This window comes from Streptomyces sp. NBC_01478, assembly GCF_036227225.1.
Classification (GTDB): domain Bacteria; phylum Actinomycetota; class Actinomycetes; order Streptomycetales; family Streptomycetaceae; genus Streptomyces.
Window position 1 is genome coordinate 5,468,659 of sequence record NZ_CP109444.1, and the last position, 18,436, is coordinate 5,487,094.

General features: G+C 69.7%; 19 protein-coding genes and 1 pseudogene. 10 read left to right on the forward strand and 10 right to left on the reverse strand.

Features of this window, described 5'->3' with window-relative positions; all coding sequences use genetic code 11:
* Nucleotides 1-109 precede the first annotated feature (109 nt).
* A complete protein-coding gene (locus OG223_RS24530) occupies nt 110-790 on the reverse strand; it encodes a response regulator transcription factor (RefSeq protein WP_009340348.1) in 681 nt (226 codons plus the stop codon).
* A complete protein-coding gene (locus OG223_RS24535) occupies nt 787-2,040 on the reverse strand; it encodes a sensor histidine kinase (protein ID WP_033281263.1) in 1,254 nt (417 codons plus the stop codon). The genes OG223_RS24530 and OG223_RS24535 overlap by 4 nt, the downstream gene beginning before the upstream one ends.
* A 231-nt stretch (nt 2,041-2,271) precedes the next feature.
* On the opposite strand from OG223_RS24535, the gene phoU reads away from it, so the two are divergent.
* The 5 genes from phoU to OG223_RS24560 all read left to right on the forward strand — a co-directional run bounded on the left by phoU (nt 2,272) and on the right by OG223_RS24560 (nt 5,515).
* On the forward strand, nt 2,272-2,961 hold the full coding sequence (phoU, locus tag OG223_RS24540) for a phosphate signaling complex protein PhoU (protein ID WP_266858549.1): 690 nt from the start codon (nt 2,272-2,274) through the stop codon (nt 2,959-2,961).
* 153 nt (nt 2,962-3,114) lie between these two features.
* On the forward strand, nt 3,115-3,270 hold the full coding sequence (locus tag OG223_RS24545) for a hypothetical protein (RefSeq protein WP_019062518.1): 156 nt from the start codon (nt 3,115-3,117) through the stop codon (nt 3,268-3,270).
* A 151-nt stretch (nt 3,271-3,421) separates the two neighbouring features.
* Nucleotides 3,422-3,670, forward strand: a complete 249-nt coding sequence (locus OG223_RS24550; protein WP_329252532.1) for an SCO4226 family nickel-binding protein — start codon at nt 3,422-3,424, stop codon at nt 3,668-3,670.
* Between the two features lie 116 nt (nt 3,671-3,786).
* A complete protein-coding gene (locus OG223_RS24555; protein ID WP_266858551.1) occupies nt 3,787-3,978 on the forward strand; it encodes a hypothetical protein in 192 nt (63 codons plus the stop codon).
* A gap of 157 nt (nt 3,979-4,135) precedes the next feature.
* Complete coding sequence (locus OG223_RS24560) at nt 4,136-5,515, forward strand: S53 family peptidase (RefSeq protein WP_329252535.1); 1,380 nt, start codon at nt 4,136-4,138, stop codon at nt 5,513-5,515.
* 76 nt (nt 5,516-5,591) lie between these two features.
* Here OG223_RS24560 and OG223_RS24565 read toward each other — a convergent pair whose 3' ends face one another.
* The 3 genes from OG223_RS24565 to OG223_RS24575 all read right to left on the reverse strand — a co-directional run bounded on the left by OG223_RS24565 (nt 5,592) and on the right by OG223_RS24575 (nt 7,081).
* Entirely contained in the window at nt 5,592-6,089 is a 498-nt protein-coding gene (locus OG223_RS24565; protein WP_329252538.1) for a hypothetical protein, read from the reverse strand.
* A gap of 136 nt (nt 6,090-6,225) precedes the next feature.
* Complete coding sequence (locus OG223_RS24570; RefSeq protein ID WP_329252541.1) at nt 6,226-6,681, reverse strand: hypothetical protein; 456 nt, start codon at nt 6,679-6,681, stop codon at nt 6,226-6,228.
* 7 nt (nt 6,682-6,688) lie between these two features.
* On the reverse strand, nt 6,689-7,081 hold the full coding sequence (locus OG223_RS24575) for a protein NO VEIN domain-containing protein (protein ID WP_329252544.1): 393 nt from the start codon (nt 7,079-7,081) through the stop codon (nt 6,689-6,691).
* Nucleotides 7,082-7,146: 65 nt separating this feature from the next.
* On the opposite strand from OG223_RS24575, the gene OG223_RS24580 reads away from it, so the two are divergent.
* The gene (locus OG223_RS24580; protein WP_329252546.1) at nt 7,147-7,467 is read left to right on the forward strand and encodes a ribosomal protein L7/L12; all 321 of its coding nucleotides are present in this window, start codon (nt 7,147-7,149) and stop codon (nt 7,465-7,467) included.
* Between the two features lie 846 nt (nt 7,468-8,313).
* Here the strand turns inward: OG223_RS24580 and OG223_RS24585 are convergent.
* Complete coding sequence (locus tag OG223_RS24585; protein ID WP_329252548.1) at nt 8,314-9,699, reverse strand: macro domain-containing protein; 1,386 nt, start codon at nt 9,697-9,699, stop codon at nt 8,314-8,316.
* A 100-nt stretch (nt 9,700-9,799) separates the two neighbouring features.
* On the opposite strand from OG223_RS24585, the gene OG223_RS24590 reads away from it, so the two are divergent.
* Nucleotides 9,800-10,699, forward strand: a complete 900-nt coding sequence (locus OG223_RS24590; protein ID WP_329252550.1) for a macro domain-containing protein — start codon at nt 9,800-9,802, stop codon at nt 10,697-10,699.
* An 83-nt stretch (nt 10,700-10,782) separates the two neighbouring features.
* Here OG223_RS24590 and OG223_RS24595 read toward each other — a convergent pair whose 3' ends face one another.
* From OG223_RS24595 to OG223_RS24605, 3 genes are read right to left on the reverse strand one after another with little or no spacing between them, the layout of a single operon-like run.
* The gene (locus OG223_RS24595) at nt 10,783-11,490 is read right to left on the reverse strand and encodes a nucleotide-binding protein (protein ID WP_329252552.1); all 708 of its coding nucleotides are present in this window, start codon (nt 11,488-11,490) and stop codon (nt 10,783-10,785) included.
* A complete protein-coding gene (locus OG223_RS24600) occupies nt 11,487-13,127 on the reverse strand; it encodes a hypothetical protein (RefSeq protein ID WP_329252554.1) in 1,641 nt (546 codons plus the stop codon). Before OG223_RS24600 ends, OG223_RS24595 begins: the two co-directional genes overlap by 4 nt.
* Nucleotides 13,128-13,158: 31 nt before the next feature.
* The gene (locus tag OG223_RS24605; RefSeq protein WP_329252557.1) at nt 13,159-13,839 is read right to left on the reverse strand and encodes a hypothetical protein; all 681 of its coding nucleotides are present in this window, start codon (nt 13,837-13,839) and stop codon (nt 13,159-13,161) included.
* Nucleotides 13,840-14,743: 904 nt separating this feature from the next.
* Here OG223_RS24605 and OG223_RS24610 point away from each other — a divergent pair.
* From OG223_RS24610 to OG223_RS24620, 3 genes and pseudogenes are all read left to right on the forward strand, one after another.
* A complete protein-coding gene (locus OG223_RS24610) occupies nt 14,744-15,805 on the forward strand; it encodes a glycosyltransferase (protein ID WP_329252560.1) in 1,062 nt (353 codons plus the stop codon).
* A 92-nt stretch (nt 15,806-15,897) separates the two neighbouring features.
* Nucleotides 15,898-16,083, forward strand: coding sequence for a hypothetical protein (locus OG223_RS24615; protein WP_329252563.1), 186 nt, complete (start codon nt 15,898-15,900; stop codon nt 16,081-16,083).
* Nucleotides 16,084-16,243: 160 nt separating this feature from the next.
* Nucleotides 16,244-17,318, forward strand: a pseudogene (locus tag OG223_RS24620) (integrase core domain-containing protein); the annotation flags it as partial.
* A 252-nt stretch (nt 17,319-17,570) separates the two neighbouring features.
* Here the strand turns inward: OG223_RS24620 and OG223_RS24625 are convergent.
* On the reverse strand, nt 17,571-18,332 hold the full coding sequence (locus OG223_RS24625; protein WP_329252566.1) for a phosphoglyceromutase: 762 nt from the start codon (nt 18,330-18,332) through the stop codon (nt 17,571-17,573).
* Nucleotides 18,333-18,436: the final 104 nt, after the last annotated feature.

Genomic DNA, 18,436 nt, shown 5'->3' on the forward strand with positions numbered 1-18,436 from the left:
GGTCGGTCTACGGCTCGAACACCATTTCCGACGCACCTCTCGCACCGCTGCGCGGGCTTCGAGGTGCTGCGCCGGACTCCGTCCGGCGGCCTGCGTCCGGGGCCGCTCTTTACGGCTCGAACTTGTAGCCCAGACCCCGCACCGTCACCAGATACCTGGGCGCGCCCGGGTCCGGCTCGATCTTGGCGCGGAGGCGCTTGACGTGGACGTCCAGGGTCTTGGTGTCGCCCACGTAGTCGGCGCCCCAGACTCTGTCGATGAGCTGCATGCGGGTCAGTACGCGGCCCGCGTTGCGCAGGAGCATCTCCAGCAGGTCGAACTCCTTGAGGGGCAGGTCGACCTTGGAGCCGGAGACCGTGACCACGTGGCGATCCACGTCCATGCGGACCGGACCCGCCTCGAGGGCGGCCGGGGTGACCTCCTCGGGCTCGCCGCGGCGGCGCAGGACGGCCCGGATACGGGCGACGAGCTCGCGGGACGAGAAGGGCTTGGTGACGTAGTCATCGGCTCCTATTTCCAGGCCTACGACCTTGTCGATCTCGCTGTCCTTGGCGGTCACCATGATGACGGGGACGTTGGAGCGGCCGCGCAGTTGGCGGCAGACCTCCGTGCCGGGCAGCCCCGGCAGCATCAGGTCGAGCAGGACGAGGTCGGCGCCGTTGCGCTCGAACTCGTCGAGCCCGTCGGGCCCGGTGGTCGCGATGGCGACCTCGAAGCCCTCTTTGCGGAGCATGTACGACAGGGCGTCGGAGAAGGACTCCTCGTCCTCGACGACGAGCACTCGGGTCACGGAAGGACCTCCGGGGCGGGAAGCGGTTCGTACGGGGATGGTTCAGGGGACCCCTCGACCTCGTCGTCGAGGTCGGGGTGCTGGTGGGCACGGTCGCGGGCCGCACCCGCCTCCGGCAGCCTCAGGGTGAACGTGGAGCCCTGTCCCTCGGAGCTCCACACCGTGACCTCCCCGCCGTGCGAGGCGGCCACGTGCTTGACGATCGCCAGTCCGAGACCCGTACCGCCGGTGGCCCGTGAGCGGGCCGGGTCGACACGGTAGAAGCGCTCGAACACGCGCTCCTTGTCCTTCTCGGAGATGCCGATGCCCTGGTCGGTGACGGCGACCTCGATGTGGTCGCCGCCGCCCGCGGAGACCCGGCGTGCGGCTATGCCGACGCGGGTGCGGGCGGGCGAGTAGTTGACGGCGTTCTCGACCAGGTTTCCGAGGGCGGCGGCCAGTTGGCCCCGGTTCCCGTAGACATGCAGGTCGGCGGTGCCGCCGGCGGCCATGGTGATCTGCTTGGTGCCGGCCTGGTGCCGGCAGCGGTCGATGGCCTCGGCGACGAGTTCGTCGACGCGGACGGGTTCGGCGTCTTCGAGGGGGTCGTCGTTCTGGACCCGCGACAGGTCGATGAGCTCCTGCACGAGATTGGTCAGGCGCGTGGCCTCGATCTGCATCCGGCCGGCGAAACGCTCCACCGCCTCAGGGTCGTCGGAGGCGTCCATGACCGCCTCCGAGAGGAGGGAGAGCGCGCCGACCGGGGTCTTCAGTTCGTGGCTGACATTCGCCACGAAGTCACGTCGTACGGCCTCGATACGGCGGGCCTCGGTGAGGTCCTCCACGAGGAGCAGGACGAGCCGGGAGCCGAGCGGCGCCACCCGGGCGGAGACCGCGAGGGCCTCCCCGCGGCCGGTGCCGCGCCGGGGCAGATCCAGCTCGACCTGGCGTATCTCGCCGTCGCGCCGGGTGTCCCGGGCCATCTGGAGCATCGGGTCGACGGAGAGTTTCCCGCCGCGGACCAGTCCGAGGGCGTACGCCGCCGAGCTGGCCTTGACCACGGCGTCCGCCTCGTCCAGGACGACGGCCGAGGAGCGGAGCACCGAGAGCACGGTGTCCACACCCGGCGGAAGCACCGGGTCCGTGTGCAGGGAGGTCCTGGTCGGCCGTTTCTGGTCGCGTTCGCTCCAGCGGAACGCCAGCATGGCGATGACACCGGTGAGCACCCCGGCGATCGCTGCCGCTGCGGCGACCGCCGCGTTCACGTCCATGCCCCCAGGTTAGGCATGGGATACCTCCTGGCCACAGCCATCGGAGTGCGACCTCGAACACTCGTCGCCCAGAGTTCACCTTGGAGCCAGTATTGGTTCATTTGGGGTGGCGGAAACCGTCGCGTAGGAACGGGAACGTGGGAGCGTGGGGTGGAAGGGCCGGTTTTTAGTCACAACCGACGGGCCCGGGGCCCCTGAGCCCCCGAAGCGAACGTAGGAGAGGGAACCCTGATGCGGGACGCGTACCACGAGGAACTTGACTCGATCGGTGACGGTCTGGTGGAGATGGCCCGGCTGACCGGCTCGGCGATCGGACGCGCCACGACGGCGATCCTGGACTCCGACCTGAAGCTGGCCGAGAGCGTCATCGAGGCCGACAAGAAGGTCGACGACCTCCAGCACGACCTGGAAGCACGGGCCATAGCCCTGCTGGCCCGGCAGCAGCCGGTGGCGACGGACCTGCGCATCGTCGTCACGTCCCTGCGCATGTCGGCCGACCTGGAGCGCTCCGGCGACCTCGCCCAGCACGTGGCGAAGCTCGCCCGGCTGCGCTTCCCGGAGCGGGCCGTACCGCACGACCTGCACGCGACCATCCTGGAGATGGGCCAGCTCGCCCAGCGCCTGATGGCCAAGGCGGCCGAGGTCATCATCACGAAGGACGTCGACCTGGCGCTCCAGTTGGAGCAGGACGACGACGCGATGGACCTGCTGCACCGCACGCTCTTCCAGCACCTGCTGGACGACAAGTGGAAGCACGGCATCGAGACCGCGGTCGACGTGACGCTGCTCGGCCGCTACTACGAGCGTTTCGCGGACCACGCGGTGTCGGTCGCGAAGCGCGTGGTGTTCCTGGTGACGGGCGAGCACGCGGACGAGCTCCAGCCGGACATCCAGCCGGTGACGGGGGCGGAGGGCGCGTAGCCCTCCGGGCTGGGGCCACCGGGTCCGGCGGGTCCGGTGCGTCCTGCGGGTCCGGGCCGGGGTGGGGGCTTGCGGGGAAGCCTCCATGCGCCGTTGATGCGCCCGGCGGAGCGGGCATCCAATGGGCACAGGCACCAGCCTCTAGGAGGACCCATGGCCGAATCCCCCGCCACGACGCCGGACCCGACGCAGGAGCGCGAGACGCAGCAGCCCGCCGAGATCAAGAGTCTCCCGCTCTTCGGCGCCTGCGGCTGCGGCTCGGGCTGCGGGTGCGGGTGCCAGTCCGGCAACCCGTGCCAGTGCGGCTGACCGACGTGCAGGGCCTTTGATTCCGCTGATTCCGTCGGTTCCGTCGAAGGGGCTCCGGGTGCTTTGCGGCACCGGGGCCCCTTCGTCGTGCTCGGTGGCCGGGAACACCGTACGGGCGCAGCATGGAAGGAACGGAAGGAGGTGCGCGGTCATGGCTCAGTACATGGACGTACACCATGGAATGAAGGGCATCACGGCCGACCAGTTGATGGCGGCCCACAAGGCGGATCTCGCCGTGGAGAGGGACGAGGGCGTCCACTTCGAGCGGGCCTGGGCGGACCCGGAGAGCGGAACCGTCTACTGCCTGTCGGAGGCGCCGTCGCCCGAGGCGGTCCAGCGCGTCCATGAACGTGCGGGGCACCGGGCGGACGAGGTGCACGCGGTGCCGTATTCGATCTGACCACCGGCCAGCCCCACCCCCGACCGGGTGGGGCGCTCCATGGTTCCTCGAGGCGCGCGAAGGCATCGTAGAAGGAAGCCGGTCCCCCCGGGGCCCTCGTCCGGAAGGAACGTCCCATGGAATCAACGCAGTTCACGAACTCCGACTCCACCACGGTCCCCGGCGAGAACTCCCTCGCGCCGCTGCTGGCCGCGTGGGACCTGGCGCACCCCGCCACGGGCGACCCCGAGTGGCGGCACGTGCTGGACGAGATCGCGCACCCCCGCACCACGGAGGCGTTCCAGCGCCTCGCCGGGTCCGCCGCCTGAGTCAAGAGGGCCGATCGTCAGCTCCGTTCGTGCATTGAGTGCTGTTTGGGCAAAGGGTTCGACATCGGCAGTTCAACTGTCTTGTCCTGTGCATGTCTCACTGGGTGAGATGCACGCAGACCATTGCGTGCAACTCGTAACCACCCAGGGGGCATTCATGCGCATAGCCCACAACAGACGCGCCGTCGCGGCTTCTACGGCCGCCACCGCCGCCCTCGCCGCCGCCGCGCTGGCGACAGCGCCGCTGGCCGGTATCAGCAGCGCCGCGCCCGCCGCCGTACCGCAGACGAAGGTGATCCCGGCCATCACCGGACACACCCTCGCGCGGGACGTGCCGACCCCGCTCACCAGCGCGCAGTGCGAGGCCAAGTGGCAGATCGCCTGCTACACCCCGCTGCAGTACCGCACCGCGTACAACCTCAACTCGCTTTACAAGAAGGGCATTACGGGCAAGGGGCGGACGATCGTCATCGTCGACTCCTTCGGCTCGCCGACGATCCAGCACGATCTCGACGTCTACAGCAAGCAGTTCGGCCTGAAGAGCACCAAGGTCAAGGTCGTCAAGTGGGGCAACGTGCCCGTCTTCGACCCCAAGAACGCGGACATGACCGGCTGGGCCGGCGAATCCACCCTCGACGTCGAGATGGCCCACGCGGTCGCGCCCGACGCGAAGATCGTGCTGGTGGAGACGGCGGTCGCCGAGACCGAGGGCGTGACCGGTCTGCCGGAGATGATGGACGCCGAGAAGTACCTGATCGACCACGGCGTCGGCGACGTCATCACGCAGAGCTTCGGCGCCACGGAGAACACCTTCCCCGGCTTCGACCAGGGCGACTTCTCCAGCATCAAGAAGCTGCGCTACGCCTTCCAGGACGCCAACCGCAAGCACGTGACCGTCCTCGCCTCCTCCGGCGACGGCGGCGCCACCGACTACAACCTGGACGGGTCGGCGTTCTACGACAAGCCCGTCAACTCCTGGCCTTCCTCGGACCCGTTGGTGACGTCGATCGGTGGCACGCAGCTCCACCTGAACGACAAGGGCGACCGGGTCACGCCGGACAGCGTCTACAACGACTACGGCGCGGGCGGCGGCGGCCAGTCCCACGTGTTCGCCCGCCCGTCCTTCCAGAACGGCGTGAAGAGCGTCGTCGGCCCCCAGCGCGCCACGCCCGACGTGTCGATGGCCGCGGCGGTCAACGGCGGTGCGTGGACGTACTCCAGCTTCGACCCGACGGCCGTCGGCTGGGACGTCTACGGCGGCACGAGCGAGGCCAGCCCGCTCTTCTCGGGCATCATCGCCCTCGCGGACCAGGCGGCGGGGCACCGGGTGGGCAACATCAACTCGGCGCTGTACGCGCTCGCGAAGCACGGCGCCAAGGGCAACGGCATCGTGGATGTGAACGACGGCACGAACAACACGTATGCGGGCGTGACCGGTTACACGGCGGTCAACGGATACGACATGGCGACGGGCGTGGGCACGGTGGACGCGCTGCGATTCGTTCCGGCGCTGGCGAAGGCGAGTTGGCGGCGCTGAGGTCCCGCTGACGCGGCACACAGAAGACGGCCCGGGTGCACGAGGACCCGGGCCGTCTGCTGCGTGCTCGCCGTCCTCACATGCTGATCGACTGGGCGTACGTGACCTGGTTCAGCACGTAGACGACCTGCTCGCGCGACTGCACCGGGATCATCGTGGAGTGGTGCCGGCCGCCGCTGTTGACGCTGACCTGCACGAAGCCGGTGGTCACGCGCTCCTTCATGAGGAGGAACAGCAGCCCGACGAAGCAGAGCAGGAAGAAGACGACCGCGAGCACGATCGCGTGCGGCGGGATCCGCTCCTCGGTACGCGACATGTCGGTCGCCGTCCACACCGCCCCTCTGAGCGGCATCGGCCCGGCCGGGCTCACGATGGTGTCACCGTTGACGGCGATGTCCCCGAGGGTCAACATCGGTGCGCCGTAAGGGATTTGAGGCTGCGTCTGCGGATACGACTGCGGCACGGCCTGCGGGTAGCCGTAGCCGCCCTCGGCGTAGGGACCGCCGGACGGGCCGGTGTACGGGTTCTGTCCGGGCGGCTGTTCCGGTGGTGGGCCGGGGTACTGGTTCGCCATGGGTGCTCTTCCCCCCGAGAGTGCGTATGAACTGCGCCGAGCGCTCATCCTCTCGCCCGGTCACGTCCCGTATCTACGTAATGACAAGAAATATCCAGGGCGTCGCTCGCCGCCCGCGTCGGCCAGGCGCTCAGAGTCAGAGTCCGGCGAGTGCGGGGTTGGCCGCGAGCTCGGGGTACTCGCCGCTGAGCCGCGTCAGTACGGCCTCGCGAAGGACCAGCCAGGCGTCCTTGAGATCACGGCGCTCGCAGACCGCTTCCACTGTCGTGTACGTGCACGAGATCCGTACCCGCTCGCCGTCCGGTTCCGGGACGAACTCGATCAGCTCCGCGTTCTCGGTGAAGCCGATCGTCGTACGCTCGCCCCGCTCAAGGTGGCCGAGTACCCCCTTCATCGACCACAGGAAGTCGAACACGGGCGTCCACGACCACGGCGGGGTCAGCACTGCCTCGCCGATCGTGAACCCGAGGTCGGACAGGAAGAAGTACCAGCGCAGATCGGCGACGGTGACGACGGCGAGGTCCGCTCCTTCCCGGTTCTCCCAGCCCTGCTCGACGTACGGGCCGGTCCGGCGGTATTCGATCCTGATCATCGGCCGCTCAGCCAAGTCGCTCCGCCTGGTCGTACTCCGCCACGCGGAACGTGGGCCAGTGGGTGACCTGGGGCCGGGATCGTTCGATCATCGCCAGGAGGACCTCGCCGTGCAGGACGCGCACGCCGACCTCGGCTCCGTCCGGGCCGGCGAGGTTGTCCACCACGTAGAGGTAGAAGCGCTCGGGATTCGCCTTGGCGGCGTTGACCTGCCGGTGTTCCAACGCCAGTGGCACGCTGCGCGCCGAGCCGCTGAACGCCTTGACCTCGATCATGCGGGGCGCGCTGTCGATGTCGTACGGGAGGTCCGTCGTCCGCACGTCCCTCGGGTCGCGGCCGGCGGCTCGTTCCACGGCCAACACGTGTGTGATCGCGGCCTGTTCGGTCTCTTTGTTTCCCACGGCACCCCCTGAGTTCCTGCGACGCCATCGTGCCGTGCGGGCCCGCCGGTTGGGAAGATGAGGCGATGGCGACCGAGGACACCGACCACGCCGAACGCACCGAACACGCTGACCACACCGAGTACTTCGAGCTGGTCTGCGACGACCTCGCCTACGACGTGGTGATCACCGATCCCGGTGCCCGGGTGCTCGAAGTCGCCCAGGCCGTACGCGAGTTGACGGGGCTCAGCCTCTGGCGCGGCAAGGTTCTGGCGACGGAGGTGCCTGCCGTGATTCTCGGCGGTGTGCCGGAGGCGGACGCCGAGGCGGCGGTGGCGGCGCTCCGTGCGGTGGGAGCGGGGGCCGAGATGAGGGAGTGGCTGCCGCCGGACTCACCGATGCCCTGAGCCTTGCCCACCGACGTCGAGACTTGCCCCCCGGCGTCGGAATCGGATCGGAAGCGGATGGCGGCTACCCGCGGAAGCGCCGGCGACGGTGCACTGGGATCCGGTGAGGCCGGGTGGCGGTGGCGGGCCAGGACCGGCGGGCGATGCCGCGTGGGGGAGCCGTAGATGCGGAGGAACCTGTCGGAGCGGGGGACGGTCGCCGCGGGCCGCCCGGTCTCACCTCGGGGGCGGGGGCGGGGGCGGGCACTGGCGCGGGCTCGGACTCGGGCTCGGGCTCGGGCTCGGGCACTGGCGCGGACTCGGGCTCAGGCTCGGGCACTGGCTCGGACTCGGGCTCAGGCACTGGCACTGGCTCGGACTCGGGCTCAGGCTCGGGCACTGGCTCGGGCACTAGCTCGGGCACGGGCACTGGCGCGGGCTCGAGCTCGGGCACTAGTTCGGGCACGGACTCGGACTCGGACTCGGGCTCGGGCACTGGTGCGGGCTCGGGCACTGGCACTGGCACTGGCACTGGCACTGGCACTGGCACTGGTGCGGGCTCGGGCACTGGCACTGGTGCGGGCTCGGGCACTGGCTCGGACTCGGGCATTGGCTCGGGCACGGGCACGGGCACGGGCACGGGCACGGGCACTGGCACTGGCACTGGTGCAGGCTCGGGCTCGGGCACTGGTGCAGGCACGGACTCGGGCACGGACTCGGGCATTGGCTCGGGCGCTGGCTCGGACTCGGGCATTGGCTCGGGCGCTGGCATTGGCGCTGGCGCTGGCGCTGGCTCGGACTCAGGATCGGGCACGGACTCGGGCGCTGGCGCTGGCTCGGCGGCCTCAACTTCCTTGCCTGCCTTGGTCATTCCACCCGGTCGGGTCCCGGCGCGGGCTCCAGATCCGGGACCAGTTCGTGGAAGCGTCGCTCGACCGGCGACAGGTCGGTGCTGGCCAGGTCCTCCGGGCGGACCACTATGCGCAGTTCGGGGGTGAGCGCGGGGTACCGGCGGCACGCGGCGATGAACGAGTCGACGATCAGGGCCACGAGCTGGCTGCGGTCGAGGTCGGTCACGCGGGCGAGGCCGGAGCCGATGAGCGGGACGGCGACCGGTCTGAACAGGCCGTGCACGGCCACCGAGGCCCAGAGCCTGTCCAGGCCCGCGCGCAGATCCTCGTCACCGGACCGGGCCACCAGGTCGTTGCCGAGCCGCGAATAGGCGACCGCGAAGATCCGCCGGCCGTCGACGGGTACGGCAACGGTCGTACCCACCGGATAACGGACCCGCCGACCGCGCGGCTTGGCCCGCGCGGTCTCCGTGCCGACGGCCTGTACGGTGCGCAGCCCGGCCTTCAACTTCTCGTCCAGCAGGCGGCGTCGGCCGCCGAAGAGCCGGTCGACGAGCTGACTCTGCACGCTGTCGCGGCTGATGACGATGTCCTGGTCGGTCTCCGTGTCGAAGGTGTCGGTGAAGCCGACCACCAGGTTGCAGTCCGTCTGCTCGAACAGGTCGCCGCGGACGAGGACGACGTCCGCCCGCTGGCCGGGCAACGGGACCCGGTGGCGCAGCAGTTCGGCACCGTGGCGGGCGCGCAGCGCGGCCCGCAGGGTGTCCAGGGTGCGCGCCGCGTCGAGGTCGTCGGGATGGTCGCGGACGATCAGCTCGGCGACCGGCAGCGCGAGGTCCGGGCGGCCCAAGTCGGCCTGGACACGGACCAGTTCACGCCGGGCGGAGTCCAGCAGGGCGGTGAGCCGGCGGATGAAGGGGTCGGCGAAGGTCTCGCCGTTGACCTCGGCCAGCGGCCGGCCCCGGATCAGCCGCAGCGCCTCGTCGAGCTCATGGGCGGCGGTCGCGGGCGGGGCCAGGAGGGCGGCACCGACGACCGTCGTGAACCGTGCGCTGTCCAGTTCCTCGGACCTCAGCACCAGACGGTAGGCGGTCTCCGGGCCGTGCACGGTGACCTGCTGCTCGGTGCGCAGCACGCGCGCGGCGGTGCCGTCCTGGCCGGGATCGAGCGCGCGCCGCAGCTCCAGGACGCGCTTCTGCACCTCGTTGCGATTGCGCTGGTCCAGATGACGGGGCCCGTCCGCCAACCCCCATACGTCACGCCGCAGTTGACGCACCGGAACGGCCTCGCCCTCGGCGGCCACCAGGCGGACCAGCAGCCGGGTGGTCAGCGGAGTCAGCCTGACCGGAATCCCGTCGACGTCGAGCCGGACCGGCCCCAGCACTTTGACCTGAATACGCACTCGTCCATCGGCCACCCGCGTCGCCCCCGCCGCGCCCGTGTATCACCCTGTGTCACCGAGAAGTGACAAGAAGATTATCATGATGCCTTGGAGAAGCCGTGTGTCCCGACTACGCATGCCGGTGCGCTTTCTGAGGCTCTACGGCACCGGGCGCGCCCGAAGGGTTTTCGCCCGCAACACGATGGTGGCTTTCGGCGGAATATCGGCGGTGCTTCAGTTCGTCGGGCAATTCTTCCCGCGGAGCTTTCCCGATCCCGGCACGGTCATGGTGGTGTCGTTGGGGGCCTGCCTGGTGTGGGGGCTGGTCCAGGCGCGGCCGGTACCGCGGGTGGAGCAGGTGTTCCGGCGGCCCGATCTGACGGTGGTGGTCGAGGCGGGCGACGTGTTCGACCAGCCGGCGCATCTCGTCGTCGGGTTCTGCGACACCTTCGACACCGCGTCGGCGGACGGCGAGGTCATCAACGCGGCCAGTGTGCAAGGGCAGTTGCTGCTCCGGCGGTACGACGGTGACGTACGGCGCCTGGACGCGGAACTGGTCGCGGCGCTCGCCGGGGTCGCGCCGGTCGGGCGGGAGGACCGGGACCGCAAGCCGCTGGGCAAACTGGACCGGTATCCGGTCGGCACGGTGGCCGTCCTGGGCACCCGGCCGAGGCTGGTGTTCGCGGTCGCGTACAGCCGTATCGGCAACGACTGTGTGGCCGCGTCCAGTGTGGAGGAACTCTGGCTCGGCCTCGGCCGACTGTGGGACGCGCTGCACCGGCACGCCCAACTGGAGCGGGTGGCCATGCCGTTGGTCGGATCGGGACTGTCCCGGCTCGATCACCTCGACCAGGACAGTCTGCTGCGGCTGATCCTGATGTCCTTCGTCGCCCGGTCACGGGAGGGCGCGGTCTGCCGGGAGTTGCGGGTGGTGGTGCGGCCCGCCGATCTGGAGCGGATCGATATGCGGGAGGTGGCGGCCTTCTTGAGGGTTCTCGCGTCCGGACTGGACCGCGTATGAGAAAGAAAGAAATGGGGACGGACGCTCGGCGTCCGTCCCCATTTCTCTCAAGTCCTCTCAAGTCCTCTCCGGTCCTCCCCGGTTCAGGCGAGCCTCCGATACGCGGAGAGGCTCTGGAAGTACCGGGTGTCGCGCCATTCCGGCCGGCTGTCGTCGAGTTGGCAGCCGGCCAGTCTCAGCCGCGCGGCGATCTTCGCGAGGGAGGACTCGGTGCCGTCGAACCGGATGACGTTGATGCCCGCGGTGTCGGCGACATGCCGCAGCCGGCCGACCTCGACGATGACGGTCCGCTCGGGGTAGGCCATCAGCACCATGCCCAGCTCGATCAGCACGTTCTGCCGCGGCTGGCCGGTGAGTTGGGTCTCGTCGTCCCGCTCGCGGTTGCCGAGCAGGTGCGGGTGGAGCTTGGCGACGTCGTCCGGGGTGAGCAGGACCAGGGCGGCCTGCGCCTGCGCCGGTGCGTTCATGACCACCTCGCCGAGGAAGGGCGCGGTCTTGCCGGTGGCCCGCACCAACTCCTCCCATTCCAGCGGCCGTAGGTCGAGCCGGCGCAGCAGCTCGAACATCGCCTGCCGCACCTCTTCGTCCCGGCCGTGCACGACGAAGACACTGCGGCTGCGGTCGTGGCCGACGGGCGGCGCCTGCCCGGAGGTCTGGTCGGAGGTCTGGTCGGAGGTCTGCGGTTCGGCGGCCGAAGTCGCGGGCGCCGCATGGTAGTTGTAGCCGAAGCCCTTGTTCTCCCCACCGACGATGACCTGGTTGTTGTCTCCGAACGTATGGCTCTCGCTCATGACGAATCCCCGCCTCCGCTGCCGGACGAATCAGGGCCCGACGGCTGGTAGTTGTAACCGAAGTTCTCGTTGTGCCCGCCGAAGATCGCCTGGGAGTTGTCCCCGACGAGGATGTTGGTCTGCGCGCGGTCGTGGTCGGCGAGATCCACGTCGTGCTCGTCCAGGAACTGCCGGATGGTGTGCAGCAGTCGGCGCTCGACGATCTGCGAGTACTTCAGGGCATCGGTCTTCTGGAAGAAGTGGTGGTAGGTGTCGCTGGTGGCCATCTCCCGGACGCTCGTCAGCGCGCCGCAGTCCACCGCCTCGTTCGCGTAGCGGGCGAGACGGAACTCGCTGGTGTCGACCGTCGCGCTCGCCGCGGCGAACTCGATGGTGGACCGCCCGCCCCGCCAGAGCCGCACCAGCCGGCGCACCGGCCTCGGCAGGTACCGCTCGGGGAACAGCCGCAGCGGCCACACCCGCAGCGGCCACAGTGGCAGCGTCAGGCACCAGCGCGGCACGGCCTTGACCATGTCCCACGCGACCCGCACCGCCAATCGGCGGTCGAACGAGTCCGGCAGTTGGTCGACGAGGTGGAACTCCCCTACCAGCGGCCCGAGTACATAGGTGTAGAACTCGGTGTGCAGGGTGTCACCCTTGAGGTCGAACCCGACGAAGATCGAGGTCACCAGCTCCTCGTTCCAGGATCCGACGCGCACGCACAGATACTCGCGGGCCGCGTCGTAGTCCTCCCGCCAGTGGATGCCCGGCAGATCGTCCATGCCGGGCAACTTGGACCAACCGGCGCCCAGGGACCGGTCGTTGGTGCGGATCGCCGTCGTGTAGCGGCGCTGCTCGACGGTCAGCCCCTCGATCCGTTCGTCCCGGCGGACCTCGTCGCGCAGTTCCGCGTCCATCCGGGCGGCGACGTACGAGGTGATCTTGTGGACGGTGAACGGCAGGACGGGCTTGCGGTCCACCTTGTCCAGGTCGGCCCCGGATCCTGACCCGTTGACGTCGAAGTCCTTGCGCGCGGCGAGGCGGTTCTTGGGCGCGCCGAGCAGCAGTTGGGCGTTCGCCCAGTCGCGCAGGGGCAGACCGGCGCCGACGAAGGGCCGGAAACCGCCGTAGAAGACAAGGCCGTCGTGGCTGCCCTGCTCGGCGTCGATCTTGCCGATCAGGGCGTCGGTGAGCTTGGCGCCGCCGGGGTAGGCGCCGTCGAAGCCGCCGACGGGGCCGGTCTCCTTCAGGCGGGTCATCAGGATGTGCAGGGTGACGATCCGACGCAGGTAGGCCGCGCCCCACAGCACCCAGAACAGGAGCTGCGCGGCGACGAAGGGGCCCAGCGCGCCTTTGCTCAGCAGGATCAGCAGCAGGGCCGCCGAACCTCCCCCAACTCCCCATTGGATACGGCGCAGTCGGCGCGCGGCGAGTGCGTGGGCGAGGATCGACACGGCGTCGTAGCCGTAGGACGGCGCGACCACTCTGAAGCGTTTCTTGAGCAGTTCGCGGATGACGTCCTTGCGGTAGCCGGGGTCGAGGTAAGTGCCCGCGGACAGCAGGCGGGTGGCCTTGGTGCGCGCGTACACGCGGGTGACCTGCGGCGGCGCCTCGGGCGGTGGGCCGGGCGGATTGCGGTGCGGTGCCTGTGTGCTCACGATGGTTCAGCGCTCCACTCGTGCGGGATGGTCAGCCGATCGGGGTTGCCGTGCCCTGGGTGATCACACCGTCGAGCACGGTGTAGGCGGCGTTGTACGAGTGCGAAGTGCCGTCCGTCTGAAGGGCGTTGAGGACCAGCGTCACGACGGTCCCCTGCACGGACACCTGGCTGATCGTGTCGCGCTCGGTAGTGGCGTAACCCGCGACGAACGCGTCGTAGTCGGCGTCGCCCAGGTTCTTGCCACCCAGGGCCCAAGCCGTCGAGTAGTCACGGTTGTTGATCGCCGCGAAGTAGGCGGTGACGGCGGCTGCCGGCTCCGCCGCGGCGGTGGTCCCGTCCGTCGGGGTGGTGGTCTCGCCCGTCGGGGTGGCCTCGTCCGTCGGGGTCGGGGCGGGCGTGGTGACCGGGTCGGAGGCGGCGTAGGGGCTCGCCTCGACGGATTGGGTGTACGTGTACGACGCGGTGGGCGGGGTCCACGGCTGGGCCTGCGCTCCGCCTCCCCCGGTCGAAAACGAACCGTCGACCAACCCCAGGATCAGGACGAGCAGCAAGGGCACCCCGATGACGGTGAGCCCCCAGGTGCGGGCGACTCCGGGGGGCGGTATCAGCCCACCGGCACGGTAGGCCGCCGGCGGGTTCGGCACGGCGGGGGCGGGCGGCGGGGAGTCCGGCACAGGGGGGCCGAACAGCGGTGGACCGAGGTCGTTCATGGGCGCTCCAACGGTCGCGACAGTGCGCTGACTTCACCCACACATCGCACAGAGGCTGATGGACACCTCGCATGCCACCGCCACGACCGCTTCCGCCACCAGAACCGATCCGCTTCCGATCCACTTCCGGGTGGGGGGGGGCGGCACAGCGGCTTGATCAAGCGGACGGCCCGGGGACGGCCCGGTCAACACAGTCACGAGTGCCGGCCTGTCGACGCCTCACGGGAGTTGCCCGGTCCGGCACCGAGCCATCAGCTTGGGAAGCGGCGGGCATCCGCAGATGGCTCGGACGCCGACCTGGGCGAACGGCCGGGTTGAGGTCTCGTCAGGCTCCGTCGTTTTCGCCGTGGTCCCCGCTGTTCCCCGCTCGATCCGGTGCGGTTGTGGTGCGGCGGGCCATCTGGAGGTACCGCCGCGTCGGGCGTTCTCATCTTCGGGTCACGCGCAGGGGGCGCGTAGAGAAAATGCGCGCCCTGTTCTCACAACTCAATCCCTGTTTCGCTCTACTGCCCTCGTCCAGGCTCCTGCGCGCCCCTCCATCACTCTTCCGAGACCGTAACCAGTGCTTCAACAATGGCCTCTCGTGCCATCGCCCGTCGCGGTGGTGGCGCTTGCTCCGTGCCGGGGGGAATCGGTACCGGGCAGCAGCAGGCAACAGGGCGGCCCAACGGCCGTCGAGGAAAGAAGCGGCAGCCATGCCGCGGGGGGCAACAACCACACCATGTCCGACCACATGATCACCGCTGGACACCCGGGCCCAGCGGTCAGGGTCCCGTCAGGCCTTCCGCCCACTGACGAAAGCCGCCACCGGGGCCGGCCCGACCACAGCAGAGGTCGACGCGGGCACGCCGCGCACCGCCGACGGCTGGTCACCCAGGGCGCGGCCCCGTTGCTGGAGACCGCCGTGATCCTCCCCGCCCGCGACGAGGAGGCCGGTGTGCTGCTGGCCCTGGAATCACTGGCCGCTCAGAGCGCACCACCCGCCCTGATCGTCGTCGTGGTCAACAACTCCTCCGACCGGACCGAGGAGTTCGCCCGTCGGTTCGCCGACCGTCCTGGTGTGCCGCGCACGGTCGTCTTCAACCTGCCGGACAACCCGCACAAGAAGGCAGGCGCCCTCAACCACGGCATCGACTGGCTGAACCGTGCATCCGGCGGACTGGCGGGCGCCGCAAAGTACCTGCTGGTCATGGACGCGGACACCAGCCTGCACCCGAAGTTCCTGGAACGGGCGCGCAACGTCATGGCCTCCGACCGGCGATTGGGCGGACTCAGCGCCACCTGTCTCGGCCGCACCGGACTGTGGAAGAACCTCTGGCAGCGCTATCTGCTCGGAATGCAGATCATGGAATACGGGCGCTACGCCCGCGGCCGCTACCGCCTCGGCATCCACAGCATGTCCGGCGCCGGCTCCTTCTACCGCACCGAGGCGTTGCTGAGCATCCTGCGCTGGCGCGGGGAGGTGTTCTGGGAGAACCACGCCAACCTCGTGGAGGACTACGAGACGACGCTCGCGCTGAAGGAAGCGGGCTGGAAGGTCACGGCCAACCAGCACTGCATCGCCTACACCGACCTCATGCCGACCCTGCGCGAGCTGATCGGTCAGCGGGAGCGCTGGGGACGCGGCACGGTCGACACCCTGCGGCGCCGCGGCTGGACCAAGCACACCTGGTTCTCCATCACCAGCATGGTGTTCGGCTTCGTCGGCTTCCTCTACACGCTGGTCTGGCTGGCCACCTGGACCGGCGTGATCGCCCACACCGGCTTCGTCCTGGACCCGGTCTGGCTGTGCCTGGTCGCCTTCTGGATCGCGTACGCCGCCTTCCGCACCCGCCACCTCGGCTGGAAGGGCGTCCTGGTCGACGTACTGATGCTGCCCGGATTGGTCTTCTCCACCGTGCGCGCCTACTGGTTCGTCTCCTCGGTCGTGAAGTCGTACGCCACCCGCGTCTCCGCCTGGAAGTGACCCGCACCGTCGCACCGGCGCGTCCCCAGAACCTGATCCACCGAGTACACCTGATCCGATGCGACCGGCAGGTCGCCGAGAGGAAAACGATCGTGAACTACCTCAGCGGTACCGGAACCGGCATCGTCGCCGGGAGCGCCTCACTCGCGGCCACCGGGGCCTCTTCCACTGCTCATCTGATCATCGCGGCCAGCCTGACCCTGGTCCTGGGCGGACTGACGACCTTCGCGGCCGCCGTCCGCCGCCGACGCCGCGACGCCAGTGCGGCCAGCCACTGATCCAGGGTTGTGGGTCTCGCCTGAACGGTCGTGAACGGGGCGGAACGAGACGGAAATTGAGACGGACCGCCCCTGCGGAACAGGAGGAGTACTTCGCTGAGGTTGAGGGGGCCACAGGACGCGTGAAAGATGTCGTCCGACACCTTCGCCGTCCCCGGTCGGAGTGCCGGAAGAGGTGCTCACCGACAACGGCAGGCAGTTCACCGCCCGGTTCGGTTCCGGCAGGCCCGGGGAGACGATGTCCGACCGGATCTGCCGGGAGAACGCCATCGCCCACCGGCTCACCAAGCCCAGGTCCCCGACCACCACGGGGAAGATCGAGCGGTTCCACCAGACGCTGCGGCGTGAACTCCTCGACGGCTGCACCCCGTTCGCGGACCCGGCGGCGGTGCGGGCGGCGGTGGATATGTGGCCCGCCTCGACCTGGTCGCCCCGCGGCACCGCCGGATCCGCCGCCTGAACCGGCGCCCGCAGCCTGGCCGTTGGCCGAGGGCGAGATCGGTGCCGTCGAAGTGGACCGGGTAGTGCCCGCCTCGGGGAACCTGAGCCTGCGCGGGCAGCAGATCTGGTTCGGCCCGGTCCTGGCCGGCACCCCGGTCACCTTGCGCATCGACGTCAACCGGCTGCACGTCCTCATCAGCGGCGCGAGGCACAAGACGCTGCCCTCGAAGCTGTCCGGGCGGGACCTCAAAGCCCTGCTGGCCAGTGGCGATGCCCGCCCGGCCGAACCGTGGCCGGACGACCCCGGCCCGGCGCGGAAGACGGGTGGGGCGGTGGAGGTGGACCGCACCGTCAACGCGGTCGGCTACGTCGGCCTGGACGGCGACAAGGTGCTGATCGGCTGGCCGTTCGCCGGACAACGCGTCATCCTGCGGCTGGACGGGCGAGTGCTCCAGGTCCTCGACGAACAGAAGGTCCTCAAGGCCACCCTGCCCAGCCCGCTGCCGGCCTCTGCCTGCGGTCGTCTGCAAGGCCGCCGTCCGGCCGGCCCGCCACCGCAACCACCGCCTCCCGCTGCGCAGATCGCCGAGCGCACCGTCAGCAGCACGGGCGGCTTCGTGGTCGCCGGACAGCGCATCCAGCCCGGCCGCGGTCATGCCCGCCGGGTCGTCCGCAAGTCCGGCGAACACAACCACCGGAAGATCGTCCAGGGCAGACGTCAGGGATCACCCGACGCCAACCCGTCAACCATCAACCGAGACTCGACACGGTCACGTGAGGCCGTGGGGACCTGAAGTCGTGGGCGCACGAAGGAAGTTCGATGCCCTGGCGGTGCACCATCCGCAGGGAGAGCGCCGGTCGGACTGTCCACGTGATGCGCGTGGTGACGTGGGTGACGGACACCGCATCCCCCCGCTGGCCTTCCTGGTATGCGTCCGGGTGAGACTGCGCCGCATCCAAGCGCGACGGCCCACACACGGCCCGAGTACACAGAAGAGCCCCCTCCTGGCGGAAAACCCGCAGGTAGGGGGCTTCTTCAGTTCGGCCTACTTCTTCTTGCCCTGGTTCTTGACCGCCTCGATCGCCGCCGCGGCCGCGGCAGGGTCCAGATACGTCCCCCCGGCCTTCACCGGCTTGAAGTCGGCGTCCAGTTCGTACGCCAGCGGGATGCCCGTCGGGATGTTCAGGCCCGCGATGTCCGCGTCCGAGATGCCGTCGAGGTGCTTGACCAGGGCGCGGAGGCTGTTGCCGTGGGCCGCGACCAGGACCGTGCGGCCCGCGAGGAGGTCGGGGACGATGCCGTCGTACCAGTACGGGAGCATGCGGACGACGACGTCCTTCAGGCACTCCGTGCGGGGGCGCAGCTCCGGCGGGATCGTCGCGTAGCGCGGGTCCGCGGACTGGGAGAACTCCGAGTCGTCGGACAGCGGGGGCGGCGGGGTGTCGTAGGAACGGCGCCACAGCATGAACTGCTCCTCGCCGAACTCCGCGAGGGTCTGGGCCTTGTCCTTGCCCTGGAGGGCGCCGTAGTGGCGCTCGTTCAGGCGCCAGCTTCGGTGGACCGGGATCCAGTGGCGGTCCGCGGATTCGAGCGCGAGCTGCGCCGTGCGGATCGCGCGCCTCTGGAGGGACGTGTGGACCACGTCGGGGAGGAGATCGGCGTCCTTCAGGAGCTCGCCACCGCGGACTGCCTCCTTCTCGCCCTTCTCGTTCAGGTTGACGTCCACCCAGCCGGTGAACAGGTTCTTCGCGTTCCACTCGCTCTCGCCGTGGCGGAGGAGGATCAGCTTGTACGGTGCGTCGGCCATGCCTCAGAGCGTAATCCACGCATTCGGGCCACGGTCGGGTGGCCGCCTCCCGGTCCGACAGTTGACGGCTTCTGTTAATTGAGTGGCTCACACGAGGACCCCCT